This is a genomic window from Sinorhizobium sojae CCBAU 05684 (assembly GCF_002288525.1).
In the GTDB taxonomy this organism is placed as follows: Bacteria; Pseudomonadota; Alphaproteobacteria; order Rhizobiales; family Rhizobiaceae; genus Sinorhizobium; species Sinorhizobium sojae.
Genome location: NZ_CP023068.1, coordinates 1,966,716 through 1,992,304, shown reverse-complemented (window position 1 = coordinate 1,992,304; position 25,589 = coordinate 1,966,716). Strand labels below are relative to the sequence as shown.

Sequence of the window (25,589 nt, the reverse complement as noted above, 5' to 3'; positions counted from 1 at the left end):
GATATTTCGTTCCGACGGCAGCATCGGCCCGAAAACCGGAACCCGTTTCTCGGACGCACGATACGCGGATGCACGGCTTTTCAGCGTCCTTTGTGCGTTCCGAGGGACGCGGAGCTGCAATTCCCAGCGGAAGGCGAGGATGATGCCGCGCAACGCAGAACGGACGGCAGCCCCTGAAAAGGTTTCGGAGGCCGGCTCGGCCCGTAAGGAGGAGCCCTATCGCCAGAGTGTCGGGCAGGTCGCTGCCGCCCTCGAGACCGACACGGAACAAGGCCTTAGCGCCGAGGAGGCGGCACGGCGGCTATCCCGTTTCGGGCGCAACGAACTGACGGAGGAGAAGCCGCCCTCGCGCTGGCGGCGATTTCTCTCCCAATTCAAAGACGTTCTCGTGCTGCTGCTGATTGCGGCGGCGCTGATCTCCGGGCTTCTGTGGCTGGTCGAACCGGACACGCAACTGCCCTACGAGGCCATCGCGATCCTGGCCATCGTCTTCCTCAACGCCGCCATCGGCTACCTGCAGGAGGCACGCGCCAGCGAAGCCGTTACCGCGCTGCGGCAGATGACGGCAGTTCAATCGACGGTTCTGCGCGGCGGTGAGCAGCGGGAGATCGCCATTGCCGAGCTGGTGCCCGGGGACGTGCTTCTGCTCGAGGAAGGCGATGCCGTTTCGGCGGATGCGCGGCTGATCGAGACGGCGAGCCTTCGCGCAATCGAGGCGGCGCTCACCGGAGAAAGCCAGCCGGTCGCCAAGGACACCGAGCCGCTCGCACGGGCGGCTGCGCTCGGAGACCGCAGCAACATGGTCTTCAGCGGGACCTCCGTCGCCCGCGGACGGGGCCGCGCGATCGTCACGGCTACGGGCATGCGGACGGAAATGGGGCGGATCGCCGGCCTGCTCAAGGTGACGCGGGACCAGCGGACGCCGCTCCAGCGCGAGCTCGACCGGGTTGGCCGCCTCCTCGGCGCAGCGGTCGTCGCCATCGCCACCGTCATCATCGCGATGATCCTGTTGATCGAAGAGATCGACGGGCTCACCGCCCTGTTCGACGTCCTGATCTTCGGCGTCGCGATCGCGGTCGCCGCAGTGCCTGAAGGGCTTCCGGCGATCATCACGGCCGTGCTCGCGGTCGGGGTACAGCGCATGGCGGTGCGCAATGCCGTTATCCGGCACCTGTCGGCGGTCGAAACACTCGGCTCCGCCGACGTCATCGCCTCCGACAAGACCGGCACGCTGACCCGCAACGAAATGACGGTCCGGCGGGTCGTGACGGCGAGCGGGGCGGTCGAATTCGAGGGCACGGGCTATGCGCCGCAGGGCGCCATGCACCGGCCCGGAGGCGAGGCTGTCGAGGCGGCGTTGAAGGAGGAGGTGCTGCTTGCACTGGCCGCCGGCGCCCGCGCCAACAATGCACGGATCGAGGAAGTGGAAGGTCGCTGGACGGTGAAGGGCGATCCAACCGAGGGGGCGCTCGTTGTCGCCGCATGCAAGGCGGGCCTCGGCAAGGAGGTCGCCGACCGCTTTGAGCGGGTGCATGAACTCCCCTTCTCCTCCGAGCGGAAGCTGATGAGCACGATCCATGAGGATGGCGATGCGGGCCCCTTTCGCCTCTTCACCAAGGGAGCGCCGGAAGTGCTCCTGTCGCGCTCGACGCAGGAACTGGTCGGCTCGGAGCCTCGGCCGCTTACCGAGGAACGGCGCTCGCAGATTCAGACCGCCAACGAAGAACTCGCGGGGCAGGCGCTGAGAACGCTTGCGACGGGCTATCGTTCGCTGCCTTCCGGACAGCTGGGCGGAGCCGACGGCAGATCGGCGGAACGGGACCTCATCTTCCTCGGCCTCATAGGCATCATGGATCCGCCGCGCGAGGAGGCCAGGCGCGCGGTCGCGCGCGCCCGCTCGGCAGGAATCCGGCCGGTCATGGTCACGGGGGACCATCCCCGCACCGCGGCCGTGATCGCGCGCGAGCTCGGCATTACCGAGGACGAGCGCGCCGTGACCGGCACCGAACTCGAGACCATGTCCGATGAGGACCTCGACCGTGTCGTTGCGGAGACCTCGGTCTTTGCCCGTGTCGACCCGGAGCACAAGCTGCGCATCGTCGAGGCCTTCGGGCGTGCGGGCCTCACCGTCGCCATGACGGGCGACGGCGTCAACGACGCGCCGGCGCTCAAGGCCTCCGATATCGGCATCGCCATGGGCATCACCGGCACGGATGTTTCCAAGGAAGCCTCGGACATGGTGTTGGCTGACGACAATTTCGCGACAATCGTCGCTGCCGTCGAGGAGGGGCGGACGATCTTCGCCAATATCCGCAAGTTCATGCGGTACCTGCTCTCCTCGAACATCGGCGAGGTCATGACGATGTTCTTCGGTGTGCTCCTGGCAGAAGCGATCGGGCTTAGGGCGGCGGGAAGCGGCGGCATCGTGCTGCCGCTGCTTGCCACTCAAATCCTCTGGATCAACCTGGTCACGGATGGAGCCCCCGCCCTGGCACTCGGGGGCGACCCGGCCGATCCCGATGCGATGAGGAGGCCGCCGCGACCGCGCGACGAGGGGGTGGTCACGCCGCGCATGTGGATTGGGATCGCCTTCGTCGGCGCCATCATGGCCGCAGGCACGATCCTGGTACTCGACGCCTCACTTCCGGGCGGCTTCATCGACGGCTCGGGCACGCTCGCCTATGGCCGGACCATGGCGTTCACCACCTTGATGCTGTTCCAGCTCTTCAACGTCTTCAATGCGCGCTCCGACGAGCAGAGCGCATTTGTCGGCCTGTTCGCCAACCGATGGCTCTGGGCCGCGGTGGGGCTCTCGCTCGCCTTGCATGCCGCCGTGATCTACGCGCCGTTTCTGCAGGCAGCCTTCTCCACCGTTGCGATCGGCATCGGCGACTGGGCGCTCTGCGCCGCCGCGGCAAGTTCCGTGCTGTGGCTGCGGGAGATCGAGAAGTTCTTCACGCGGAGGCTGGCCGGCCGACATCGGCGCCGCGCAGACGACGGGATGGCCGATGCTTACTGAGCGACGAATCCGCCGTCGACCGGGATGTTCGCCCCGGTCACGAAGGATGCGCGATCGGAACACAGCCACACGATCAGTTCCGCGATCTCCTCCGGCGTTCCAATGCGGCCGATGGGGTGCAGCGGGTTCATCATTTCGCGCGTCGTCATCGCGCCACCGGTCGCTTGTTCGGCGAGCGAGTCGAGCATGCGCGTGTCGACGCCGCCGGGACAGACCGCGTTCACTCGGATGCCCTGCTTTCCATATTCGAGGGCGGCATTCTTGGTAAGCCCATTAACCCCGTGCTTCGACGCGACATACGGCGCCAGGCCAGGAAAGCCGATCAGGCCGGCAACGGAGGCAAGGTTGACGATCGAACCGCCGCCATGCTTCAGCATCTGCCGGATCTCCGCTTGCAAGCACAGGAATGTCCCCCGCAGATTGACGGCGATGATGCGGTCGAAATTGTCAAGCGGTTGCTCGACCAAGGGAAGGATTTTGCCTTCGATGCCGGCATTGTTGCAGGCGCAATCGAGCCGGCCGAAGCGTTCGATCGTCCTGGCTACGAGCGCATCGACCTCCTCGGGCAGCGAAATATCGGCTTTCACGAAGAACGCCTCGCCACCACGCTCCTCGATCATGGCGACCGTCTGCTCGCCACCCTCGATGTCGACATCGGATACCACGACCCTTGCTCCCTCAGCGGCAAAGGCCAGGGCGGCGGCACGTCCGATGCCGGCAGCCGAGCCCGTCACGAGAGCGGATTTTTCGGATACCATGTCCATACCGGTCTCTCCCTTGTTTGGAACGGAAAATCCAGACTAGCACAGGCGGCCCGGCTCGGATTGACCGAGGTCAAGCGCGAAGCCCCAGTCATGCCGCCTCGACTCGCTGCAGCATTCGCTTCAATTCTTTCCGGCTCGAATAGGAGTTCTGGGTCCCCGCGCGGGACACCGGATACCGGCGCCCACTGCAAAGGTCCTTAAACTCGTCCTCGCAGACGTTGTTTCCTCTCCGAGGGAACAAGGCCGCGCGTTGATTGTTCGGGTAAAATCAGGAATCGGCCAACTCATCTCGGGAGGAGCCAGAATGAGCAACGAAGACAATCCCCGCGTGCCAAGCGATCCATCCGGCCTGCCAAAAACGTCACCGGGTGCCGACGCTCCACAGGGCGAAGGCATCGAGAGGACGGGTGAGAGCGGGGCGGAACGCGACCTGCAGAAAGCGCTTTGGGACGACCTGGACGAAGGGCGGCGGTTTGCCAAGGAACAGGTCGAGCAAGTCAAGACGGACGTCGCCCGCAAGGCGGAAGGCCAGAAGAACGCGGCGGCACGCCAATTGAGCGGCGTCGGAACGGCCATCGAGAAAGTCGGCGCCGAGCTCGAGCAATCCGATCAACCGGCGCTTGGCCGCTATGCCAGGCAGATCGGCAATTCGCTTCGCAAATATGCCGGCGACGTGGAGGGTCGAAGCCTCGGCGAGATCGCTGCCGTGGCCGAAGATTTCGGCCGCAGGCAGCCACTCGCTTTTCTGGGCCTTGCGGCTATCGCGGGTTTGAGTGCCAGCCGTTTCCTCGTCGCCTCTTCGGAACGCCGCACCCGACGGGAGCCCTCCGGACAATCGCCCTCACCGGATCGGCCGCATCAAGTCCAGGAGGTACTGCGCAATGGTTAATCAACGAGACGATCGCCCGTTGACCGAGCTTCTGACGGGGCTGGTAACGGACATATCCGGGCTCTTCCGCAAGGAAATCGATCTTGCGAAAGCCGAGGCATCCGAAAACCTCAACCGCGCCGTGGGCAGCATTGAAACGCTTCTCATCGGACTGGTCTTCGCCATCGGCGCCATCGGTGTGCTGCTGACCGCGGTCGTGCACGGTCTGGCGGCATTTCTCGTCGCCCAGGGCATGACCGAGCCGAATGCCGATGCGCTGTCCGCCGCCATCGTCGGCGCCGTGGTCGCATTGCTCGCATGGGCAATGGTGTCGCGCGGCCTTTCGACATTGCGGGACAGCAGTTTCAAGTTCGACAGAACGGCCGCGTCGTTGCGGCGTGATGTCGACGTCGTGAAGGAGAGAGTGCAATGAACGCTTACGCGCACTCGGCTGCCGAGCTGCAGCGGGAGATCGCGGCCGACCGCGAGAAGATCGAGGCAAGGTTGCATGCGATCCAGGATCGCATGTCGCCCGGCCAGCTGATGGACGAGGTGATCCACTACGCCAGGACGAGCGGCGGCAACGACTATCTGCACAATCTCGGCGTGGCTCTGCGGTCGAATCCGATTCCGGTCGCGCTGGCCGGGATCAGCATTGCATGGCTGATCGCCAATCCGGGCTCACGGGCGCCGCAATACAACGAACCGGAGAGCGAGCCGGACGACTATCCTCTGGCAACGGTCAACGGCCTGATCAAGCGCACCGGCCCCGTGGAAGAGAGTTTCGGCGAACGCTACAGCCACTTCGCCGATGAAGCGGGCAACCGCTTCCGGGCGCTCACCGATGCCACCGGACGTCGCGCAGGGCACTTCGTCGACCAAGGCGGCAAGATGTATCGTGGCTTTGCCGACGCCGCCGGCAAGCAGATCGAAGACATACGCGACGAGACCGGCGCCCTGTTTGACGAGGCCACCGGCTGGACATCGAGGACATGGCGGCAGGTGAGTGAATCGACTGGCCGCATGGCCCACTCCATAGCCGAGACCGGCAGATCCGTCGCCGGAAGCGTACGCAACGCCGGCAGATCGCTGGAAGAGGAGAGCGCCCGCGTGAATGCGGCGATTCTCAAGCATTTTCGCGATCAGCCCCTGGTCGGCGGGGCGCTCGCATTCGCCGTCGGCGCTGCCATCGGAGCCGCGCTGCCCCGTACCGAGACCGAGGACGAGGCAATGGGCGAAGCATCGGACCGGATGCGCGAAGACATCGCCGACAGGGCGAGTGAAGCGGCCGGCGAGGCGGTGGGTGCTGCCGAGAAGGTCGTGCAGAAATCCAGCGATGCCGCGCTTGAAGCGCACGACGCCGCCCTGGAGCGCCTGCGGGAAACGCTGCGGGAATGATCGGTGCTGTGCGTCCTAAGGGACGCACACGCAGTGGCTGGCAATGCGAACGATGGACCGGCAAACGATCGGGACTGGGATCGCCTGATGAATCCTCGTGAAAAAGCAAACGAGGCGACGATGAACGCGCGGCAGGAGGCGGAGGGGGGACGAAACCCCATCTCGATGACTGACCTGCGCGACGTTTTTTGGCGTCTTGTGGCCCAGATCAGGGACGACCGCGTGACGCTGGTCGCGGCCGGCGTCACCTTCTATCTCATTCTCTCTCTGTTTCCAGGGCTGGCCACGCTCGTCTCGATTTACGGTCTCGTCTCGGATCCGGCCACCATCGCCAATCAGATTTCCTTCCTCTCGGCGGTCCTGCCGTCCGAGTCGCTCGAAATCGTCACGGACCAGTTGAATACACTGGCCTCGCAGACGGCATCGAGCCTCAGCATCGGCTTCCTGGTGGGGCTGCTCATAGCGCTCTGGAGCGCGCGCAACGGGATGTCGGCGCTCTTCGAGGCGATGAACATCGCCTATGACGAGAAAGAGGAGCGCGGCATCGTCCGGCTGACGCTGTTGAGCCTCGGCTTCACGCTGGGCGGCCTGCTGATCATCGCCGTCCTCATCGCGGCGATTGCGGTCCTGCCGGCATTCTTTGCGCTGTTTCCCGGCGAGCCCTGGCTGGAGAACGTGGCGAAGCTCGTGCGATGGCCCGTGCTGCTCCTGGTTCTCGGCGCCGGAATCATGGTGCTCTACCGCTACGGTCCGAGCCGCGATCCGGGCAAGCTCAAGTGGCTGACCTGGGGCGTGGGTTTCAGCCTGGTCTCGTGGCTGGCCGCTTCGGTCCTGTTCTCCTATTACATCGACAACTTCGCGAACTACAATGCGACCTACGGCACGCTGGGTGCCGCGATCGGCTTCATGCTCTGGATCTGGCTTTCCACCCTGATCGTGATCGTCGGGGCAGAACTCAACGCCGTGCTGGAACGCAAGACGGCGCGGGACCCCGGGCAGACCGGCGAAGGCGACACGCCCGCCACGGACAGGGCCGGCGGCGCGAAGGATTAGCAAAGGCGACCCTTTCTCTCCGCCGCCCATTCCTCCTATAGTGGCGGTGCGGAATCCACAACGAAGGCGGTCGCAATGTTGAAGCGCGCGATGGTCGCCCCGAACGACTATGACTACTGCGTGATCGGTGGCGGCATCGTCGGTCTGGCAACGGCCGGCGAACTGCTTCGGCGCGAGCCGGGAGCCCGGCTGCTCGTGCTGGAAAAAGAGGATCGAGCGGGCCTTCATCAAACCGGCCATAACAGCGGCGTCATCCATGCGGGCATCTATTATCAGCCGGGGTCCTTGAAGGCGCGGCTCTGCCGGGAGGGAGCGCGGGCGACGAAGGAGTTCTGTTCGCGCAACCGGATCGCCTTCGAGGAGTGCGGCAAGCTTCTCATCGCGACGAACGATCTCGAGATGGAACGCATGGAGGCGCTGGCCGCCCGCGCCGTGCAGAACGGAATCGTTTTCGAGCGCTTCGATCATGGCCGGCTGCGCGCTGCCGAGCCGTCGATCACCGGCCTTGGCGCATTGTTCGTGCCGTCCACCGGCATTGTCGCCTACGGCGCAATCTGCGCGGCCATGGCCGTGGACATCGCCGAGAGAGGCGGCCAGGTCCTGTTCCAGGCGCGGGTGACCGCAATCGACGAGCATGAGAGCGGCGTCACGGTCAAGGCGGGCGGCGAGACGTTCCGCGCCGCTCGGCTGGTCGCCTGTGCCGGCCTGCAATCGGACCGGCTGGCGCTTCTCGCCGGGCTGGCGATCGACCATCGGATCGTGCCCTTCAGAGGCGAATATTACACGCTGCCGGCGAGCCGGGCCGGGATCGTCCGGCACCTGATCTACCCGATCCCGGATCCGGACCTGCCCTTTCTCGGCGTGCATCTGACGCGCATGATCGACGGTAGCGTCACAGTCGGGCCGAATGCCGTGCTCGGCTTTGCGCGCGAAGGCTATGAAAAGGGCAGCGTGGATTGGAAGGACATGGCGGACATGGCCGGCTTTGCCGGCTTCTGGCGCGTGCTTGCCAGGAACTGGCGCTCCGGCCTCGACGAATTCGGCGGTTCTCTTTCCAGACGGCGCTACCTCGAAAAATGCCGCAAATATTGTCCGTCCCTGACCCTTGCCGATCTGACGCGGCCGGGTGCCGGCATCCGGGCGCAGGCGGTTCTGCGCGACGGGTCCCTGGTGCATGATTTCCTGTTCGTGGCGTCCGAGCGCATGCTGCATGTCTGCAACGCCCCGTCGCCCGCGGCCACATCCGCCATCCCCATTGCAGGCATGATCGTCGATCGCCTGCTCGAGAAACCGGTGATGCGGGAGACAGAGGAACCAATCCTGAAGCCGGGTTGATCGGAGAACCATTCGCAAGGCCGGCGATCGCGGTGTTGCTCCGGCCGGCGCGGGCACGTATTTCTCTTGTCGACAAGAGGAATGCCAGATGACCCATAGCAGTACCGACACCACTTCCGGCCCGGAACGCAAGCGCGGTTCCGGTGTCAAGATCGTCTATGACGTCTTGCGCGACGAGATCCTCGATCTCGTGCTGCCGCCCGGCAGCCCGATCGACGAGGTGCAGCTCGCCGAGCGCTTCAAGCTGTCGCGCACGCCGATCCGCGAGGCCCTGGTGCGGCTCGCAGGCGAGGGGCTGATAGACACGCTTCCGAACCGATCGACGATGGTGTCGAACATCGACTTTCTGAACCTGCACACCTATTTCGACGCGCTGGTGCTGATGTATCGGGTAACGACGCGATTGGCGGCCGAGTACCATCGTCCGGAGGACCTGGATCCGATCCGCGCGCGCCAGGCGGAGTTCGCCGCCGCCGTGGAGGCCCAAGATGCGCTGGCTATGATCGCCACCAACGCTGCCTTCCACTCGGCCATCGCCGAGGCCGGACGCAATCTATATTTCACCGGTCTTTTCAATCGGCTGCTCGACGAGGGACGGCGAATCCTGCGGCTCTACTATCAATCCTATGACGACCGGCTGCCGCAGCGCTTCGTCGACGAGCACGAGGAGATGATCGCCGCCATCGCGGCGCGCGACGTCGAGGCGGCCGACCGGCTGGCGCGGACGCATGCCGAGCAGATCGTCGAGCAGATACAGAAGCTTTTCGCCCGCAATGGGCGGCTGGATATCAGCCTCACTCCAAATTCTGTCGACAAATAAAATACAAGATGTATTATCGCTTCGGTTCGGTCGGACGAAGTGCCGGTGGCGGCGCCTTTTTCCCGCTGTAAATCTTTGAATAGACGCATCGAGCCTTCCGAAATTCGGTGCTGACTTTCGGGCCGATGCGCGAGAGCCAACAGGAGTTTGCGGAATGAAAGCGAAGATTTTTTCCGGTGTCGTGCCGGCGCTGATGACCCCTTGCAAGGAAGACCGCAGCCCGGACTTCGATGCCCTGGTCCGCAAGGGCAAGGAACTGATCGGAGAAGGCATGTCCGCGGTCGTCTATTGCGGCTCGATGGGCGACTGGCCGCTCCTGACGGACGCGCAGCGAATGGAGGGCGTCGAACGGCTGGTGCAGGCGAGCGTGCCCGTCATCGTCGGCACAGGTGCCGTCAACAGCGCATCGGCTGTCGCGCATGCGGCGCATGCCGAGAAGGTGGGCGCTGAGGGTCTCATGGTGATCCCGCGGGTCCTCTCGCGCGGGCCTTCGCTCGCGGCGCAGAAGGCGCATTTCAAGGCGATCCTCTCCGCCGCGCCGAACACGCCGGCGGTGATCTACAACAGCCCCTATTACGGCTTCGCGACCCGAGCCGATCTGTTCTTCGCGTTGCGCGCCGAGCATCCGAATCTCGTCGGGTTCAAGGAATTCGGCGGGCCTGCCGACTTGCGCTATGCGGCCGAACACATCACCAGCCGTGACGACGACGTTTCCCTGATGATCGGTGTCGACACCGCCGTCCTCCACGGCTACGTGAATTGCGGCGCGACCGGCGCAATCACCGGCATCGGCAACGTTCTGCCGAAGGAGGTGATCCATCTCTGCAGGCTGTCGGAGGCTGCCGCCCGCGGCGACGTGGAAGCGCGCCGGCGTGCCCAGGAGCTGGAGCAGGCGCTCGCGGTCCTCTCCTCCTTCGACGAAGGCCCGGACCTCGTCCTCTATTTCAAGCACATGATGGTGCTGAAGGGGGAGAAGGAATATACCCTTCATTTCAATGAAACCGACGCGCTGACCGATAGCCAGCGCGGCTATGTGGAGGCACAGTTCAAGCTGTTCAACAGCTGGTATGCCGAGTGGAGCAAGTGCTCCGGCGCCGTGGAAGCCTAGCGCGTGGCCCGAAAGTCGGACGCTCCACGCTGACGCGGTTCGCAGAAAGGAAATTCGAATGGCGGTCACCCCCAAAGGCGATTACCGTGCTGCGAGCCGGCGATGACGGGCGAAGCCGACGTCATCGTAATCGGTGCCGGGGTCGTCGGGCTGTCTGTGGCGGTCGCTGCTGAGGCGCGCGGGCTGTCGGTCACCGTGCTCGACCGTGAGGGACCGGCGGCCGGGGCTTCCGCCGGCAATGCCGGCGCCTTCGCCTTTACCGATATTCTGCCGCTCGCCTCGCCGGGAATCCTGAGGCAGGCGCCGAGATGGCTTCTCGATCCGCTCGGGCCGCTGACGGTGCCCCCCGCCTACGCACTCAGGATCGCGCCGTGGATGTTCCGCTTCTGGCGCGCCTGCGCGCCCGGGCGAGTCGCCCGTTCGACCGCGGCGCAAACGGCCTTGATGGATCTCTCGAAGGCCGAACTGGAGCCGTTCCTGAAGCGGACCGGCACGATGCCGATGCTGCGCAAGGAGGGCAACCTGCAGGTCTATGAGGGCGAAGCGGAGTTCAAGGCCTCGCTTGGCGGCTGGAAAGCGCGGGCGGAGCACGGCATCGTGTTCAACCACCTCGACGCGGCCGGCATGGCCGAGATCCAGCCGGGCCTCGCGCCGCGCTTCACCCGCGGGACCTTCACGCCAGGCTGGTACTCCATTTCCGACCCGAAGCTCTATACGCTGGCGCTTTCGGATCACGTCCGCGCCAAAGGCGGCGCGATCGAGCGGGCGGAGGTCATGGCGCTTCAGCCGGTCGAGGGCGGGGTGGACGTGCTGAGTGCGGACGGAAGAGCCCGGCGAGCGGCACAAGTCGTGCTTGCGGCGGGGGCTTTCTCCCACCGGATCGCCCGAACGATCGGCGAGCGCATCCCGCTCGAGACCGAGCGGGGCTACAACACGACGCTTCCATCCGATGCCTTCGATCTGCGCACCCAAATCACCTTCGGCGGCCACGGCTTCGTCGTCACGCGTCTGTCGACCGGCATCCGCGTCGGCGGTGCCGTGGAACTCGGCGGTCTCGAAATGCCGCCGAATTTCCGCCGGTCTGAGGCCATGCTGAAGAAGGCGCAGGCCTTCCTGCCGGGGCTGAAGCCCGAGGGCGGTGTGCAGTGGATGGGGTTCCGCCCCTCGTTGCCTGACAGCCTGCCGGCGATCGGCCGCGCCCGTGCGACGCCGAGGGTGATATATGCTTTCGGCCACGGCCATCTCGGCCTCACCCAATCCGCAGGCACCGCACGGCTGGTCGCCGATCTGCTGAGCGGAGCGCCTCCCGCTATCGACATCGCATCCTTTTCGCCGCAACGCTTCTGACAGAGGTTTCGAGCATGGCCACCCATACCTTCTCCTGCATCGACGGGCACACCTGCGGGAACCCCGTCCGGCTCGTTTCGGGCGGCGGTCCGCGTCTCGAGGGCGCCAACATGCTGGAAAAGCGGGCGCATTTCCTGCGCGAGTTCGACTGGATCCGCACCGGCCTGATGTTCGAGCCGCGCGGCCACGACATGATGTCGGGCTCGATCCTCTATCCGCCGACGCGGCCGGATTGCGACGTGGCGGTGCTTTTCATCGAAACTTCCGGCTGCCTGCCCATGTGCGGACACGGCACCATCGGGACGATCACCATGGGGATCGAAAACGGCCTGATCACCCCGCGCGAGCCCGGAAAACTGTCGATCGATGCGCCGGCCGGCCGGGTGGACATCACCTATCGGCAGGAGGGACGCTTCGTCGAGGAAGTGCGGCTTACCAATGTTGCGGGCTTCCTTCATGCCGAAGGGCTGACGGCAGAGGTGGAGGGGCTCGGCGAGATCGTCGTAGACGTCGCCTATGGCGGCAACTTCTATGCCATTGTCGAGCCGCAGAAGAACTTTCGCGACATGGCCGACCACACGGCGGGGGAACTTGTCGGCTGGAGTCCGAAGCTGCGGGCAGCCCTCAACGCCAAATACGAATTCGTCCATCCCGAACATCCGCAGATCCGGGGCTTGAGCCATATCCAGTGGACGGGCAAGCCGACGCAGCCGGGCGCCCATGCCCGCAATGCGGTGTTCTATGGTGAAAAGGCGATCGACCGGTCGCCCTGCGGCACCGGCACCTCCGCCCGGATGGCGCAACTCGCCGCCAGGGGCAAGCTGAAGGTCGGCGACGAATTCGTCCATGAATCGATCATCGGCTCGCTCTTCAAGGGCCGGGTCGAGGCGGCGGCCACGGTCGCGGGTCGCGATGCGATCATCCCCTCGATCGCCGGTTGGGCGCGGATGACCGGTTACAACACCATCTTCATCGACGACCGCGATCCCTTCGCGCATGGCTTTGTGGTGAAATGATCGAGCAGCAAGCGGCGCGCGGCATTCTCGGGGGTTCGGCCGAGGGGCCGGTCATCTTCGCGCGCGAGGCGCTGAGCTTCTGGGGCGGGGTCGATCCTGCGAGCGGGCGTGTCATCGACGTGCACCACCCCTTGCACGGCGTCGCGCTCAGCGGGTCCATTCTCATGATGCCGTCGAGCCGCGGGTCCTGCTCGGGATCGGGCGTGCTCCTGGACCTCGTGCTGACGGGCCGTGCTCCCGCCGCGCTGGTGTTCTCGGAAGCCGAGGACGTGCTGACGCTCGGGGCGCTGGTCGCGTCTGAAATGTTCGGAAGGACGCTGCCGGTCCTGCGCCTGGCGCCGGATGCATTCGCGGCCCTTGCGCGGGCGGAGTCCGCTCGGATTGGCGACAAGGCGATCAAAGCAGACGGCCTGACGATTCCCGTCTCCCCGCCCGCGACCGCCGCGCTCGACCTCTCGGAGGCCGATCGGGCCATGCTGGACGGGCGAGAGGGCATTGCGGTGCAGCAGGCCATGCGCATCGTCTGCGCCATGGCGGTCGGGCAGGGCGCGCGCGATCTCGTGGACGTGACCCGCGGCCATATCGACGGCTGCATCTATGCGAGCCCCGCGAACCTGACCTTTGCCGAGGCCATGGCAGGACTCGGTGCCAAGGTCCGGGTGCCGACCACCATGAACGCCATTTCCGTCGATTATGCCGGTTGGCAGCAGCAGGGCGTGCCGCCGGCATTCGGCAATGCCGCGGCGCGGCTTGCCGACGCCTATGTCCGCATGGGATGCCGGCCGACCTTCACCTGCGCGCCCTATTTGCTCTACGGTGCGCCCGGGGCCGGCGACGTGATCGCCTGGGCGGAATCGAATGCCGTGATCTTCGCCAACAGCGTACTCGGCGCCCGCACCGCCAAGCACCCCGATTTCCTGGACCTCTGCATCGCGCTTACCGGGCGGGCGCCACGCTCCGGCGTTTATCTCGATCATCATCGCAAAGCCCGGCGCGTAATCGACGTGGACCTGCCGAATGGGGTGGACGATGCATTCTGGCCATTGATCGGCTATCTCGCCGGTCGGGCGGCTCCCGATCGCATTCCGCTCCTCAGCGGTCTCGCTCCGGCAGAGCCCTCGCGCGATGACCTGAAGGCGCTCTGCGCTGCCTTCGGCACGACGTCGGCCGCGCCGATGCTGCAGATCGAGGGCGTGACGCCCGGGGCGGACGGCGCCGCTGCCGATGCGGACGGGGCGAGGATCACGCGTGCCGACATGATCGCGGCCTGGTCGCTCCTGAACGAGGGGCCGGAGGAGGTGCAACTCGTCGCCATCGGCAGCCCGCACGCGTCGTTGTCGGAATGTCGCGCGCTGGCCGAGGTCTTCGCCGGCCGCAGGCGGCACCCGGGCGTCGCCGTGGTGGTCACGGCGGGGCAGGAGGTGATCGCGGCCGCACGCAGCGAAGGCACGCTCGCGCGGCTCAAGGCGAGCGGCGTGGAGGTCCTGCCCGACCTCTGCTGGTGCTCGATCTCGGAGCCTGTCTTCCCGACGCGGACCCGCGCGGTGATGACGAACTCCGGCAAATACGCCCATTACGGTCCCGCTCTCTCCGGTCGCCCCGTCCGTTTCGGCAGCCTCGCCGGTTGCGTCGAGGCGGCTTTGACCGGGCGCGTCCCTGCACGGCTGCCGGATTGGCTTTCCTGAGAGGAGATTTCGATGCGCAGCACCAAGACCATTCATGTGATCTCTGCCCATGCGGAAGGCGAGGTCGGCGACGTGATCGTCGGCGGCGTCGCGCCTCCGCCCGGCGAGACGATCTGGGAGCAGAGCCGCTGGATCGCCCGCGATAAGAGCCTGCGAAACTTCGTCCTCAACGAGCCTCGCGGCGGGGTTTTCCGCCACGTCAATCTGCTGGTGCCGCCGAAACACCCGGAAGCCGACGCAGCCTTCATCATCATGGAGCCGGAGGACACGCCGCCCATGTCGGGTTCCAATTCGATCTGCGTCTCGACGGTGCTGCTCGACAGCGGCATCCTGCCGATGAAGGAGCCGGTGACGGAGATCACGCTCGAAGCACCCGGCGGGCTCGTCCGGGTGCGCGCGGAGTGCCGCGACGGCAAGGCCGAACGTATTTTCGTCCGGAACCTGCCGAGCTTTGCCGACCGGCTCGACGCCGGGCTTGAGGTCGAGGGGCTCGGCACGCTCACCGTGGACACCGCCTATGGCGGCGACAGCTTCGTGATCGTCGATGCGCCTTCCATGGGTTTCGGGCTCACCGCGGACGAGGCGCATGACATTGCCCGCCTCGGCGTCCGGATCACCAACGCGGCCAACGCGCAACTCGGCTTCCATCACCCGGAAAATCCCGACTGGACGCATTTCTCCTTTTGCCTCTTCGCCGGCGCCATCGAGCGCGGTGAAGAAGGCCTTCGCACCGGTGCGGCCGTGGCGATCCAGCCGGGCAAAGTCGATCGCTCGCCGACAGGCACCGCGCTGTCGGCGCGCATGGCCGTACTCAAGGCGCGCGGAAAGATGGCCGAGGGGGAGCAACTGACGGCGGTGTCGCTGATCGGCTCGACTTTTTCCGGCCGCATCGTCGGCACGACCACCGTCGGCGACCGGCCGGCCATCCTGCCGGAAATCTCGGGCCGCGCCTGGATCACCGGCATGCACCAGCACATGCTGGATCCGTCGGATCCGTGGCCGGAGGGCTATCGCCTGACCGACACCTGGGGGGCGCGCTGATATACGCTACCTACGCGGCGCCGATCGCCGCGTGGCGAGCCAGCTGCCGACGGCGATCAGCCCGAGAAACAGCGAAACGGCACCCATGCGTGCCGCCTCGCCGGAGACGACGGGTGCGAAGGCACTGGCCTCGGTGCCGAACGATCCCCGCGTGCGGTGCAGGCCGCGCACGGGGGTTTCGAGATTGTCCTTCCGGTCGGCCGGCAAAAGTTGTTGCGTCTCTTGCGCCTCGAAAGCCTGTCTTGACAGGAGGCGGTCAAGAAAGCCCGGAGCAACGACGTTTCCGAGGATGGCCTTGACGGTGCTGAGCCCCACCCAGACTTCGCGATTGTGCTGGTGCGCGGCCTTGAAAATGGCTGCCGCCGCCGTTTCCGGCTGGATGACCGGCGGAACCGGACGGGGTTCATGGTCGAGATGGGTGCGGGCCCAGTCGAATTGCGGCGTGTTGACAGCTGGCAACTGCACCATTGTCAAGCGAATGCCGCTGCTCTCGTGCAGAAGCTCGCAGCGCAAGGAATCGGTGAAGCCGCGGATGGCGTGCTTTGCCCCGCAATAGGCCGCCTGGAGTGGAATGCCGCGATAGGCGAGCGCGGATCCGACCTGGACAATGACCCCGCGGTTGCGGCGGCGCATCTGTCGGAGAGCCGCCATGGTCCCGTAGACGTAGCCGAGATAGGTGACCTCCGTCACGCGCCGGAACTCCTCAGGCGTCGCGTCCGCGACCGGCGCGAAGACCGTTGCCATTGCGTTGTTCACCCAGACGTCGATGGGGCCGAGTTTTTCCTCTACCTCTTCAGCGGCGGCGAAGACGGCGTCCGCGTCGGCGACATCGATCGGAATCGCCAGGGCTCTCGCGCCGATCGCCTCCATTTCCGCCGCCGTTTCCTTGAGCGATGCGGCATCGCGGGCGATCAGGGCCACGGCGGCGCCGGCGCGAGCGAAGCGGCGCGCGGTCGCGCGGCCGATACCGGCCGATGCTCCGGTCACGACGACGACATCTCCTCTGGTTCTGAAAGCGCGTGCGGTCATGATTCATGCCTCCGGGTGGATCAGCGTCAGCCCCGTCTCCGGGTCGTGTTTCTTGCGCAGATGTGCCGGGGATTCCGTGAGCACGACCTCGAGCGTGGGCCGGACGTGCGCCTCGGCGAGATGGCCGGCAATCGCGCTGCCGTCGCGTCTTCCGAGCACGGCATGGATATGGATCGCGCGTTTCCCGTCCGGAGCAAGCGCCACGTCGCCGTTCAGTGTTGCGACCTCCACCTGCTCGTGCACGGGAATTGGAAGATAGGTCTTTGCCTCCCAGTCGAAATAGCGCATTTCCGCGTCGCTGAAGGCGCCGATCGCCGAGAACTGCGATGCCGACAGCTGCTCGCGCTCGGCGAAGTCCGAGAGGCACGCCATCACCCTATCGCCCGCTTCCAGCACGAGGGCAAAGGTGCGCTGGCCGTCGATCTCGGCGAGAAGTTTGCTCTGCATGATTTGACCTCCACGGATGGAGCCGCCGGTGCGGTGGTCCGTGCGGCAGTTGACGAATTTGCCCGCCGCGTCGCGCAGCTTCGCCCGGCAAACCCGAGCGGACGGGCTTTGTTCCGTCGCCGGGTTCGTGGCGCTTCCGCCGGGAACATAAGCTTTGGAGCTTGGTTTAGCCTCAGGGGCCAGCGACCGGGGGAGCGACCGGGGGAGGGCGGCCGATCAAGCCGACAGCGATTGTTCCTTAGAAATCCGGAGAATAGCGATGGCCAAACCAACTGCAGCCGACATCCTCGTCGACACATTGATCGATTGGAACGTCGATACGATCTTCGGCATTCCGGGCGACGGCATCAATGGCCTCATTGAGGCACTGCGCACCCGGCAGGACCAGATTCGCTTCATCCAGGTGCGGCACGAGGAGGCCGCGGCGCTCGCCGCATGCGCCTATGCCAAGTGGACCGGCAGGCTCGGCGTCTGCATGGCCACATCCGGCCCCGGCGGCATCCACCTCTTGAACGGGCTTTATGACGCCAAGCTCGATCGCCAGCCGGTGCTTGCCATTACCGGCCTGCAGTTCCACGACCTTTTGCAAACCTACACCCAGCAGGACGTTGAGCTCGACAAGCTGTTCGTCGACGTCTGCGTCTATAATGCCCGGGTCATGGGGACGAACCATGTGGAGAACACGGTCGAGCTCGCCTGCCGCACGGCGCTTGCCTATCGCGGCGTGGCGCACATAACCATGCCGGTCGATATACAATCCATGCCGGTCGATGCGAGCCGTCGCTCCAAGCGCAACGTGGCCGAGCACGTCTCCGATCTCATGGCGGTTTCGGCGCAACTTCCGAGCGACGACCAACTCGCCCGCGCCGCATCCATCCTCAATGGCGGTAAGAAGACGGCGATCCTCGCCGGCCAGGGCGCGCTCGGCGCTCGGGAGGAGATCGCCGCATTGGCGGAGCGACTCGGCGCGCCCGTCGTCAAGCCGCTGCTCGGCAAGGCCGTCCTGCCGGACGACAGCCCCTATTCCACCGGCGGCATCGGTCTGCTCGGCACCAGGCCCTCCCAGGAGGCGCTCGAACAATGCGACACGCTGCTGATCGCCGGCAGCAACTTTCCCTATATTGAATTCTACCCGGAGCCGGGGCAGGCGCGCGCCGTGCAGATCGAGCTCGATCCGCAGCTCGTCGGCTTGCGCTATCCTGTCGAGGCGGCGCTCATCGGCGATACGGCCAAGGTGCTGGCGGAGCTGCTGCCGCGGCTCGACTATCGCGAGGATCGCTCCTTCCTCGAGACGGCGCAGGCTGGCATGAAGGAGTGGCGCGACCTGATGGCCGAGCGCGGCACCCGGCAGGACATGCCGATGAAGCCGCAGGTGGTGGCGCACGAGCTCAATAAGCTTCTGACGGACGACGCCATCATCGCCACCGACTCCGGCACCATCACCACCTGGGCCGCCCGGCACCTGATGATCCGGGGCAACATGCAGTTCTCCTGCTCGGGCAACCTCGCCACCATGGCCTGCGGTCTGCCCTACGCGATCGCCGCAGCCGCGGTCTATCCCGGGCGGCAGGTCATCTGCTTCATCGGTGATGGCGGGCTAACCATGCTGATGGGCGAACTTGCAACCTGCGTGAAATACGATCTCGATGTGAAGATCGTCGTGATCAAGAACAATACGCTCGGCCAGATCAAATGGGAGCAGATGGTCTTCCTCGGCAATCCCGAATATGTCTGCGACCTGCAGCCGATCGACTTCGCCACCGTGGCCAAGGGCTTCGGGCTGAAGGGTTTCGTCATCGAGGATCCGGCCGAATGTGCCGAGACCCTGCGTGAGGCGCTTGCCGCGCCTGGCCCGGTGCTCGTCGAGGCAGTCGTCGACCCTCATGAGCCGCCGATGCCGCCGAAGGCAACTCTGAAACAGGCGGCACGCCTTGCGGAGTCGCTCGCCCGCGGCACGCCGGCACGGGGCAAGATCGCGCTCACCATCGTTTCGGATACGGTGCGGGAGCTTGTGTGATGGGCGAAGACGCACGCAGGCCGGAAGCCCGCCTTTCGCGGCCGAGTGTCCGGGCGTTCCGGATCCCGACCGACGCATCGGAGGCCGACGGCACCCTGGAATGGGAGGCAACTACCCTGGTGTTGGTCGAGATCGCCGCCGCCGGCAAGACGGGGCTCGGCTATAGCTATACCAGCACCGGCGCCTGCGCGGTCATCGACGGTGTCCTTGCCGAGGTCGTCGAGGATGCGGACGCCTTCGACATACCAGGCCTTTGGAAGGAGATGGTCGGTGCCGTGCGCAATCTCGGCTGGCGGGGCATCTGCGCCTCGGCGATCTCGGCCGTCGATGTGGCGCTGTGGGACCTCAAGGCGAAGCTCATCGAGGCTCCGCTCGTGCGGCTTCTCGGCCGCGCGCGGGAGGCGGTGCCGATCTACGGAAGCGGCGGTTTCACCTCCTATCCCGATGAGCGTCTCGCCACACAGCTCTCGGGTTGGGTCGATGGAGACGGCTGCCGCGCTGTAAAGATGAAGGTCGGGCGGCCGTCCGACCACCATCTGCAGCGGTTGCGGACCGCCCGTTCGGCAATTGGCGGAGCGGAGCTCTACATCGACGCCAACGGCGCCTTCGACCGCAAGGAGGCTCTGGCCTTTGCGGCTTTCAGCGCCGAGCTGGGGGTGACCTGGTTCGAAGAGCCGGTGTCGAGCGACGATCTCGAAGGCCTGCGCCTCATGCGCGACCGCGGACCGCCGGGGATGCGCATCGTCGCCGGTGAGTATGGCTACGAGCCTTTCTACTTCCGCAACATGCTCGGGGCGGGGGCCGTCGACGTGCTGCAGGCGGATGCCACGCGCTGCGGCGGCTTCACCGGCTTCCTTCTCGCGGCTGCACTCGCCGACGCGCACAACGTGCCGCTGTCCGCCCATACCGCACCGGCCCTGCACTTGCCGGTCGCGGCGGCGGCACCGCGGCTGATGAATGTCGAATGGTTCCATGATCATGTCCGTATCGAACGGATGTTGTTCGACGGTTCCCCGGTGCCGCGGGGCGGAACGATCCGGCCGGATCTAACTCGCCCCGGCCTCGGCCTGGCGTTCAAGGACAAGGACGCGGAAAAGTACGCCCTGTGAGCCGGATGACCGGGAGAACCCGATGGCGCACACGATAACAATCAACCGCCGCCGGACGGGTGGCGAGCGTGTGACCGAAGCCTTCGTCGCGGTGCCGGAGGATAGGCGGCAGGCGCTCGGCAGCGCCCTGCGGCGTTCGGTCGAAGGCGAGGTGCGGTTCGACACCGGCAGCCGGGCGCTCTACGCGACCGACGCCTCGAATTACCGGCAAGTACCGCTCGGCGTCGTCCTACCCCGCACGCTAGACGATGTGGTCACGACGGTCGCGCTTTGCCGCGAACATGACGCGCCGCTCCTGCCGCGTGGCGGCGGAACGAGTCTTGCCGGAGAGGCCTGCAACGTCGCGGTCGTGCTCGACTTCTCTAAATATCTCGACCGGATCGTCTCGCTCGATCCGGAGCGCCGCTTGGCCGAGGTCGAGCCAGGATGCGTGCTCGACAGACTGCGCGAGGCTGCCGAGGCGTACAACCTGACCTTCGGTCCCGACCCCGCGACCCACGACCACAATACGTTGGGCGGGATGATTGGCAACAATTCATGCGGCGTGCATTCGGTCATGGCAGGCCGGACTTCAGACAATGTGGAGGCGCTCGACGTCCTCACCTATGACGGCGCAAGGATGACCGTCGGCCGCACGAGCGACGCCGATTTTCGTGAGATCGTCGCCGCGGGTGGCCGCCGAGCCGAGATATACAGGGCCCTCGATGACTTTCGCCGCAAATACGGCGATCACATCCGAGACCGCTATCCGAAGATCCCGAGGCGCGTGTCGGGCTACGAGAATCTCGACGAACTCCTGCCCGAGAACGGCTTCAACATCGCCCGCGCGCTCGTCGGCACGGAGGGGACCTGCGTCACCGCGCTCGGGGCTACGCTCAGTCTCGTACCGAGCCCGGCCGCCCGGGTGCTCGCCATCATCGGCTTCGAGGATATTTTCGCGGCCGCCGACGCCGTGCCCGATGTGCTGCGCCACGGACCGATCGGTCTCGAGGGCATCGACGACCTTCTCGTTCGCTTCGTCAGGCAGAAACATCTCTACCCCGAGGATCTGGACGCGCTACCGGAAGGCGGCGGCTGGCTGGTTGCCGAATTCGGCGACGACGACCGGGAGGCCGCCGCGGCCGTCGCGTCGCGGGCGCTCGATGCGTTCAAACAAAGAGGCTGCAGCACCGCACTCATCCGCGACGAGGAACGGCAGGGGAGTATCTGGGCACTGCGCGAGGCGGCCCTTGCCGCCACGGCGCATGTGCCGGACATGCCGGAGACCTGGCCCGGCTGGGAGGACAGTGCCGTGCCGCGCGAAGCGCTCGGCCGCTACCTGCGCGACCTCAAGGCCCTGCTGCACGAGCACGGCTACGAGGCCTCGTTCTATGGTCATTTCGGCGATGGGCTCGTCCATTGCCGTATTCCGTTCGACCTCAGAACCGAAGCGGGGCTCGCCAACTGGCAGAGCTTTCTCGATGAAGCTGCCGAACTTGTCGCTCGCTATGGCGGTTCGATCTCCGGGGAACATGGCGATGGCCAGGCACGCGGCGCGCTGATCGAGACGATGTACGGCAGCGAGCTGGTCCAGGCTTTTCGTGAATTCAAGGCGATCTGGGACCCGGCAGGCCGCATGAATCCGGGGAAGATCGTCGATCCCTTCCCGATCACCGCCAATCTGCGCGTCGGGCCGACCTACCAACCGCCCGAAGCTGCGCATGTCTTTGCCTATGAGGAGGACGGCGGCAGTTTCACCAGGGCGACCCGGCGCTGCGTGGGCGTGGGCGCCTGCCGCCGGACAGAAAGCAGTGAAGGCGTGATGTGCCCAAGCTATATGGCGACGCGCGAGGAGAAGCATTCGACACGCGGTCGTGCTCGCCTCCTTTTCGAAATGCTTCACGGCGGCACGATCACCGACGGCTGGAAGAGCCGCGCAGTCGAGGAGGCGCTGGATCTATGCCTCGCCTGCAAGGGCTGCAAGAGCGATTGCCCGGTCAAGGTGGACATGGCCACCTATAAGGCCGAGTTCCGCGCACAGCACTACGCAGGCCGGCTCAGGCCGCGGGCCGCTTATTCCATGGGGCTTATTCATCGATGGTCGCGCCTTGCCGGCGCCGTTCCCTGGCTCGCCAACGCGTTCACCCAGACCCCGGGGCTCTCGGCCGCCACGAAATGGGCCGGCGGCATTGCGGCGGAGCGGCGCCTGCCCGCCTATGCCGCCGAGACTTTCACACATTGGTTCCGCAGGCACGAAGCGAAGACTGGCGGCGGCCGGCGCGTGCTGTTGTGGCCGGATACGTTCAACAATTACTTTCGGGTCGAAACCGCGATCGCCGCAACCGAGGCGCTGGAGGCGCTCGGCTATCACGTCGTGATCCCCGATCGGACGCTTTGTTGCGGCCGTCCGCTCTACGATTGGGGCCGCCTCGAGGAGGCGAAGGCGCTGTGGCAGCAGACCTTCGACGCGCTCGCGCCGGAACTACGAGAAGGCACCCCGATCATCGGTCTTGAGCCGGCCTGCGTCAGCGCCTTTCGCGACGAGCTTCCCGGGCTCTTCCCGGGCGACGAGCGCGCCCGCCGCCTGGCCGACACCACCTCTCTCCTGACGGAGTTTCTCGTCCGGGAGGAGACCGATCTTATCGGAAACACGGGCGGTCGCGCGCTTGTTCAGATCCATTGCCATCATCATGCGGTTCTCGACGTCGAAGCGGAGCGGCAGGTTCTCGACCGCCTGGGCCTTGGTTACGAGATCATGGCTTCGGGCTGCTGCGGCATGGCCGGTTCCTTCGGCCTGGAGAAGGCGAAGTATGCCGTCGCGATGAATGCAGCGGAGCGGATGCTGCTGCCGACTGTCCGCTCCGCGCCGGACGATACGATTATTCTCGCCAATGGCTTCAGTTGCCGCGAACAGATCGAGCAGGGGAGCGGCCGGCAGACCCTGCACGTCGCGGAGCTCCTGGCTCGCTCGCTCCGGCACCAGTCGACGGGGATGGCGCGGTAGGGAAACAAGCATTGCTGGAGGTCTAGATGGCTAAGTCGAAGCAAGAAGCAAGTGCCGCCGGTAAGCCGCGGGAAACCGGCCGGGCAAACGAGGCCGCACGGTCTGCGCGAGAAGAGGAGCGGGCCCGAGAGACGCCGGAGGCGCGGCAGGAACGAAAGCAACGTGTGCTGACCCAGGGGCAGCCTGCCATAGTCGGCAGCATTGCCGATGCGGTCAGCGTCAAGAACCTCAATCTGTTCTACGTGGCCGCGCCCGACGGGCAGCTACCCTTGAAGGGCGACCATGGCTTCGGGCTCTATCTCAACGACTGCCGCTTCCTTTGCGGCTATGAGATGACCATCGCAGGCGTGGCCCCTCTTCCCCTCGCCTCGACGGCGGAGCGCGGCTTCCGGGCGCTTTTCGAGCTGACCAATCCCGATCTGCATCTCGATGGGAACAAGCTCATTCCGAACGAGGAGCTCGGCATCCGCTGGGAACGCATTCTCGACGCCGACCAGGCGGCCGCGCACGAGATCCTGACGTTTCGAAATTTCGGCCAGGATGCGTGCGATTTGCCGGTGACCTTGCGGTTCAATGCCGGATTCGAGGATGTCTTCAACGTTCGCGAGCTTTTGCTGGAGGTGCCGGGCAATCCCGATCCGCCCGCCTGGCGAGACGGCAAGCTGCAGTTCGTCTATCACGGTGCCGACCGCATCCGCCGCAAAGTTACCATTCAGTTCTCGCCGGCGCCCGATAGCACCGAAGAAACCGCGGCGACCTTCCGGATCAATGTGCCCGCGCGGGACGCCAGCGCCATTTCAGTTACGATCGCCTGCAGCGAGCAGGCGGAGGACGAGGAGCCGGAACGCCGCATGCCGCAGCTGTCCACGCGCGTGAACGATCTCATCGGCAGCCTGCGGAAGGACTCGAAACGGTGGATGGGGCAGCATACGAAAATGCAGAGCGACAGCCTGCTGCTCAACAGCGTCGTGGACCGGTCGCTGCGCGATCTCGGCATGCTGCGCTCGCAATTGCAGGGAGAACAGTATTTTGCCGCCGGCGTGCCCTGGTTCGTGGCGCTGTTCGGCCGCGACAGCCTGATCGTCGCGCTCGAAATGCTCGCCTTCAAGCCGGACATTGCAACGCAGACATTGCGCCTGCTCGCCCGCTATCAGGGGGAGCGTGTCGACGGCTGGCGCGACGAGCAGCCCGGCAAGATCCTGCACGAGCTTCGCGTGGGCGAGTTGGCGGGCACCGGGGAAATCCCGCATACCCCCTTTTACGGCACGGTGGACGCGACCCCGCTCTTTCTGCTTCTCCTGGGCCGGCTTTCCGCCTGGACGGGCGATCTGGCGCTCTTTCACGAGCTCAGAGATCCGGTCGAACATGCTCTCGCGTGGATTGACGAATACGGCGACATTAGCGGCCAGGGCTATGTCGAGTACCAGTGCGCCTCCGAAAAGGGTCTGGTGAACCAGGGATGGAAGGATTCGGGCGACGCCATCGTGCGGGCGGATGGCACGCTGGCAACGCCGCCGATCGCACTCGTCGAGGTGCAGGGCTATGTCTATGCGGCAAAATATTCGATCGCCGATCTCTACGAACGCGCCGGAGAGCCCGAGCGGGCAAGTGAGCTGCGCCGCGAGGCCGACGCGCTCAGGACCCGATTCAATCGCGATTTCTGGTGCGAGGAAGACGGGATTTTCGTGCTTGCTCTCGAGGCCGAGGGCCGGCAAGCCGCGGTGGTTTCGTCCAATCCGGGGCAGGCCTTGTGGACGGGTATCGCCGACGAGGAGAAGGCCCACCGAACGGTGGCTCGCCTGCTTAAGGACGACATGTTCAGCGGCTGGGGCGTGCGAACCCTGTCGACCGAAGAGCGACGCTATAATCCGGTGGGCTATCACCTCGGAACCGTCTGGCCGCACGACAATGCGCTTCTCGCCGCAGGCTTCCGCCGGTATCGCGAGGACGCAGCCGCTCTGAAGATCTTCACGGCCACGACCGAAGCGGCGATGCACTTCCGGCACCACAGGCTGCCGGAGGCGATGGCGGGCTTCCGGCGCGAGGACTTCCGGGTGCCGGTGCACTATCCCGTGGCCTGCCACCCCCAGGCCTGGGCCGCCGGAGCGGTCCCCTTGCTTCTGACCACATGTCTCGGATTGGAGCCGGACGCTTTCGCGGGGAAATTGCGGATCGTGCGCCCGCGCCTGCCAGACTTCGTAGACCGGATCGAGCTTCGCGACCTGCACGTGGGTCAAGGCACGGCCGACCTGGAGTTCCGGCGGACCGCCAACGGGGCCGCGGTCGATGTACTCCGCACGACCGCGCAATTGGACGTCGATGTCGAAGAGTGAGTGGCGAAACGCTCACGCCTGAAGGGTCTGAACCGGACACGGCGTGGTTCGCGATGACAGACGCGGACTGGCAGGCGGTGAAGCCGGCCTGTCTCGTCTGGCTGGATCCGGCGAACTTCGATGAGAATGGCCATCAGCGGACGAAGCTGGCGACCGAGACACGCTGACTAGCTTGCGCCATGTGGGGACGGGATGATCTTCAATAGCCGTTGGGCAG

19 protein-coding genes are annotated in these 25,589 nt (G+C 65.7%); 16 read left to right on the top strand and 3 right to left on the bottom strand.

The features are described from left to right. Positions 1-139: 139 nt before the first annotated feature. Positions 140-3,019, top strand: a complete 2,880-nt coding sequence (locus tag SJ05684_RS27030; protein WP_085939082.1) for a cation-translocating P-type ATPase — start codon at positions 140-142, stop codon at positions 3,017-3,019. Here the strand turns inward: SJ05684_RS27030 and SJ05684_RS27025 are convergent. Continuing rightward, positions 3,013-3,783: an SDR family oxidoreductase gene (locus tag SJ05684_RS27025; RefSeq protein WP_034855358.1), complete on the bottom strand. Its 771-nt coding sequence runs from the start codon at positions 3,781-3,783 to the stop codon at positions 3,013-3,015. The two genes, SJ05684_RS27030 and SJ05684_RS27025, sit on opposite strands and share 7 nt — an antisense overlap. A 304-nt stretch (positions 3,784-4,087) precedes the next feature. On the opposite strand from SJ05684_RS27025, the gene SJ05684_RS27020 reads away from it, so the two are divergent. The 11 genes from SJ05684_RS27020 (at position 4,088) to SJ05684_RS26970 (ending at position 15,454) form a co-directional block, all read left to right on the top strand. Continuing rightward, the gene (locus tag SJ05684_RS27020) at positions 4,088-4,672 is read left to right on the top strand and encodes a hypothetical protein (protein ID WP_034855356.1); all 585 of its coding nucleotides are present in this window, start codon (positions 4,088-4,090) and stop codon (positions 4,670-4,672) included. Next, entirely contained in the window at positions 4,665-5,084 is a 420-nt protein-coding gene (locus tag SJ05684_RS27015; protein WP_034855354.1) for a phage holin family protein, read from the top strand. The genes SJ05684_RS27020 and SJ05684_RS27015 overlap by 8 nt, the downstream gene beginning before the upstream one ends. Next, positions 5,081-6,049: a DUF3618 domain-containing protein gene (locus SJ05684_RS27010; protein WP_034855352.1), complete on the top strand. Its 969-nt coding sequence runs from the start codon at positions 5,081-5,083 to the stop codon at positions 6,047-6,049. Before SJ05684_RS27015 ends, SJ05684_RS27010 begins: the two co-directional genes overlap by 4 nt. 87 nt (positions 6,050-6,136) lie before the next feature. After that, positions 6,137-7,102 (top strand): YihY/virulence factor BrkB family protein, encoded by a 966-nt coding sequence (locus SJ05684_RS27005; RefSeq protein WP_050980034.1) that lies wholly within the window; start codon positions 6,137-6,139, stop codon positions 7,100-7,102. Between the two features lie 75 nt (positions 7,103-7,177). Continuing rightward, positions 7,178-8,437 carry an L-2-hydroxyglutarate dehydrogenase gene (gene lhgD / locus SJ05684_RS27000; RefSeq protein ID WP_244426644.1) on the top strand — a complete coding sequence of 420 codons (1,260 nt, stop codon included), beginning with the start codon at positions 7,178-7,180 and terminating at the stop codon, positions 8,435-8,437. Between the two features lie 88 nt (positions 8,438-8,525). Then, complete coding sequence (locus SJ05684_RS26995) at positions 8,526-9,257, top strand: GntR family transcriptional regulator (RefSeq protein ID WP_034855351.1); 732 nt, start codon at positions 8,526-8,528, stop codon at positions 9,255-9,257. Positions 9,258-9,411: 154 nt separating this feature from the next. Further along, on the top strand, positions 9,412-10,365 hold the full coding sequence (locus SJ05684_RS26990) for a dihydrodipicolinate synthase family protein (protein WP_034855349.1): 954 nt from the start codon (positions 9,412-9,414) through the stop codon (positions 10,363-10,365). 102 nt (positions 10,366-10,467) lie between these two features. After that, positions 10,468-11,712, top strand: coding sequence for an NAD(P)/FAD-dependent oxidoreductase (locus SJ05684_RS26985; RefSeq protein WP_034855347.1), 1,245 nt, complete (start codon positions 10,468-10,470; stop codon positions 11,710-11,712). A gap of 14 nt (positions 11,713-11,726) precedes the next feature. After that, positions 11,727-12,728 (top strand): 4-hydroxyproline epimerase, encoded by a 1,002-nt coding sequence (locus SJ05684_RS26980; protein WP_034855345.1) that lies wholly within the window; start codon positions 11,727-11,729, stop codon positions 12,726-12,728. Next, positions 12,725-14,413, top strand: coding sequence for a cis-3-hydroxy-L-proline dehydratase (lhpI, locus tag SJ05684_RS26975; protein ID WP_034855343.1), 1,689 nt, complete (start codon positions 12,725-12,727; stop codon positions 14,411-14,413). The genes SJ05684_RS26980 and lhpI overlap by 4 nt, the downstream gene beginning before the upstream one ends. A 12-nt stretch (positions 14,414-14,425) precedes the next feature. After that, complete coding sequence (locus tag SJ05684_RS26970; RefSeq protein WP_034855342.1) at positions 14,426-15,454, top strand: trans-3-hydroxy-L-proline dehydratase; 1,029 nt, start codon at positions 14,426-14,428, stop codon at positions 15,452-15,454. 6 nt (positions 15,455-15,460) lie between these two features. Here the strand turns inward: SJ05684_RS26970 and SJ05684_RS26965 are convergent, their stop codons facing one another. Together SJ05684_RS26965 and SJ05684_RS26960 are read right to left on the bottom strand one after the other, a co-directional pair. Then, positions 15,461-16,483, bottom strand: coding sequence for an SDR family oxidoreductase (locus SJ05684_RS26965; RefSeq protein WP_034855340.1), 1,023 nt, complete (start codon positions 16,481-16,483; stop codon positions 15,461-15,463). A gap of 3 nt (positions 16,484-16,486) precedes the next feature. Further along, entirely contained in the window at positions 16,487-16,930 is a 444-nt protein-coding gene (locus tag SJ05684_RS26960) for a PPC domain-containing DNA-binding protein (protein WP_034855338.1), read from the bottom strand. Positions 16,931-17,189: 259 nt separating this feature from the next. Here SJ05684_RS26960 and SJ05684_RS26955 point away from each other — a divergent pair, with 259 nt between their 5' ends. Genes SJ05684_RS26955 through SJ05684_RS26940 form a run of 4 tightly spaced genes read left to right on the top strand, consistent with a single transcriptional unit; the run spans position 17,190 to position 25,372 of the window. Beyond that, on the top strand, positions 17,190-18,947 hold the full coding sequence (locus tag SJ05684_RS26955; RefSeq protein ID WP_034855336.1) for a thiamine pyrophosphate-dependent enzyme: 1,758 nt from the start codon (positions 17,190-17,192) through the stop codon (positions 18,945-18,947). Next, the gene (locus SJ05684_RS26950; RefSeq protein ID WP_034855335.1) at positions 18,947-20,056 is read left to right on the top strand and encodes an enolase C-terminal domain-like protein; all 1,110 of its coding nucleotides are present in this window, start codon (positions 18,947-18,949) and stop codon (positions 20,054-20,056) included. Before SJ05684_RS26955 ends, SJ05684_RS26950 begins: the two co-directional genes overlap by 1 nt. Positions 20,057-20,078: 22 nt before the next feature. Then, on the top strand, positions 20,079-23,039 hold the full coding sequence (locus tag SJ05684_RS26945) for an FAD-binding and (Fe-S)-binding domain-containing protein (protein WP_085939081.1): 2,961 nt from the start codon (positions 20,079-20,081) through the stop codon (positions 23,037-23,039). 26 nt (positions 23,040-23,065) lie between these two features. After that, the gene (locus SJ05684_RS26940) at positions 23,066-25,372 is read left to right on the top strand and encodes an amylo-alpha-1,6-glucosidase (RefSeq protein ID WP_050980033.1); all 2,307 of its coding nucleotides are present in this window, start codon (positions 23,066-23,068) and stop codon (positions 25,370-25,372) included. The last annotated feature ends 217 nt before the right edge of the window (positions 25,373-25,589 follow it).

Bases quoted from the DNA above. Each gene is read 5' to 3' on its own strand.
- SJ05684_RS27030 (WP_085939082.1), top strand. From the start codon at position 140: ATGATGCCGCGCAACGCAGAACGGACGGCAGCCCCTGAAAAGGTTTCG.
- SJ05684_RS27025 (WP_034855358.1), bottom strand. From the start codon at position 3,783: ATGGACATGGTATCCGAAAAATCCGCTCTCGTGACGGGCTCGGCTGCC.
- SJ05684_RS27020 (WP_034855356.1), top strand. From the start codon at position 4,088: ATGAGCAACGAAGACAATCCCCGCGTGCCAAGCGATCCATCCGGCCTG.
- SJ05684_RS27015 (WP_034855354.1), top strand. From the start codon at position 4,665: ATGGTTAATCAACGAGACGATCGCCCGTTGACCGAGCTTCTGACGGGG.
- SJ05684_RS27010 (WP_034855352.1), top strand. From the start codon at position 5,081: ATGAACGCTTACGCGCACTCGGCTGCCGAGCTGCAGCGGGAGATCGCG.
- SJ05684_RS27005 (WP_050980034.1), top strand. From the start codon at position 6,137: ATGAATCCTCGTGAAAAAGCAAACGAGGCGACGATGAACGCGCGGCAG.
- lhgD (WP_244426644.1), top strand. From the start codon at position 7,178: ATGTTGAAGCGCGCGATGGTCGCCCCGAACGACTATGACTACTGCGTG.
- SJ05684_RS26995 (WP_034855351.1), top strand. From the start codon at position 8,526: ATGACCCATAGCAGTACCGACACCACTTCCGGCCCGGAACGCAAGCGC.
- SJ05684_RS26990 (WP_034855349.1), top strand. From the start codon at position 9,412: ATGAAAGCGAAGATTTTTTCCGGTGTCGTGCCGGCGCTGATGACCCCT.
- SJ05684_RS26985 (WP_034855347.1), top strand. From the start codon at position 10,468: ATGACGGGCGAAGCCGACGTCATCGTAATCGGTGCCGGGGTCGTCGGG.
- SJ05684_RS26980 (WP_034855345.1), top strand. From the start codon at position 11,727: ATGGCCACCCATACCTTCTCCTGCATCGACGGGCACACCTGCGGGAAC.
- lhpI (WP_034855343.1), top strand. From the start codon at position 12,725: ATGATCGAGCAGCAAGCGGCGCGCGGCATTCTCGGGGGTTCGGCCGAG.
- SJ05684_RS26970 (WP_034855342.1), top strand. From the start codon at position 14,426: ATGCGCAGCACCAAGACCATTCATGTGATCTCTGCCCATGCGGAAGGC.
- SJ05684_RS26965 (WP_034855340.1), bottom strand. From the start codon at position 16,483: ATGACCGCACGCGCTTTCAGAACCAGAGGAGATGTCGTCGTCGTGACC.
- SJ05684_RS26960 (WP_034855338.1), bottom strand. From the start codon at position 16,930: ATGCAGAGCAAACTTCTCGCCGAGATCGACGGCCAGCGCACCTTTGCC.
- SJ05684_RS26955 (WP_034855336.1), top strand. From the start codon at position 17,190: ATGGCCAAACCAACTGCAGCCGACATCCTCGTCGACACATTGATCGAT.
- SJ05684_RS26950 (WP_034855335.1), top strand. From the start codon at position 18,947: ATGGGCGAAGACGCACGCAGGCCGGAAGCCCGCCTTTCGCGGCCGAGT.
- SJ05684_RS26945 (WP_085939081.1), top strand. From the start codon at position 20,079: ATGGCGCACACGATAACAATCAACCGCCGCCGGACGGGTGGCGAGCGT.
- SJ05684_RS26940 (WP_050980033.1), top strand. From the start codon at position 23,066: ATGGCTAAGTCGAAGCAAGAAGCAAGTGCCGCCGGTAAGCCGCGGGAA.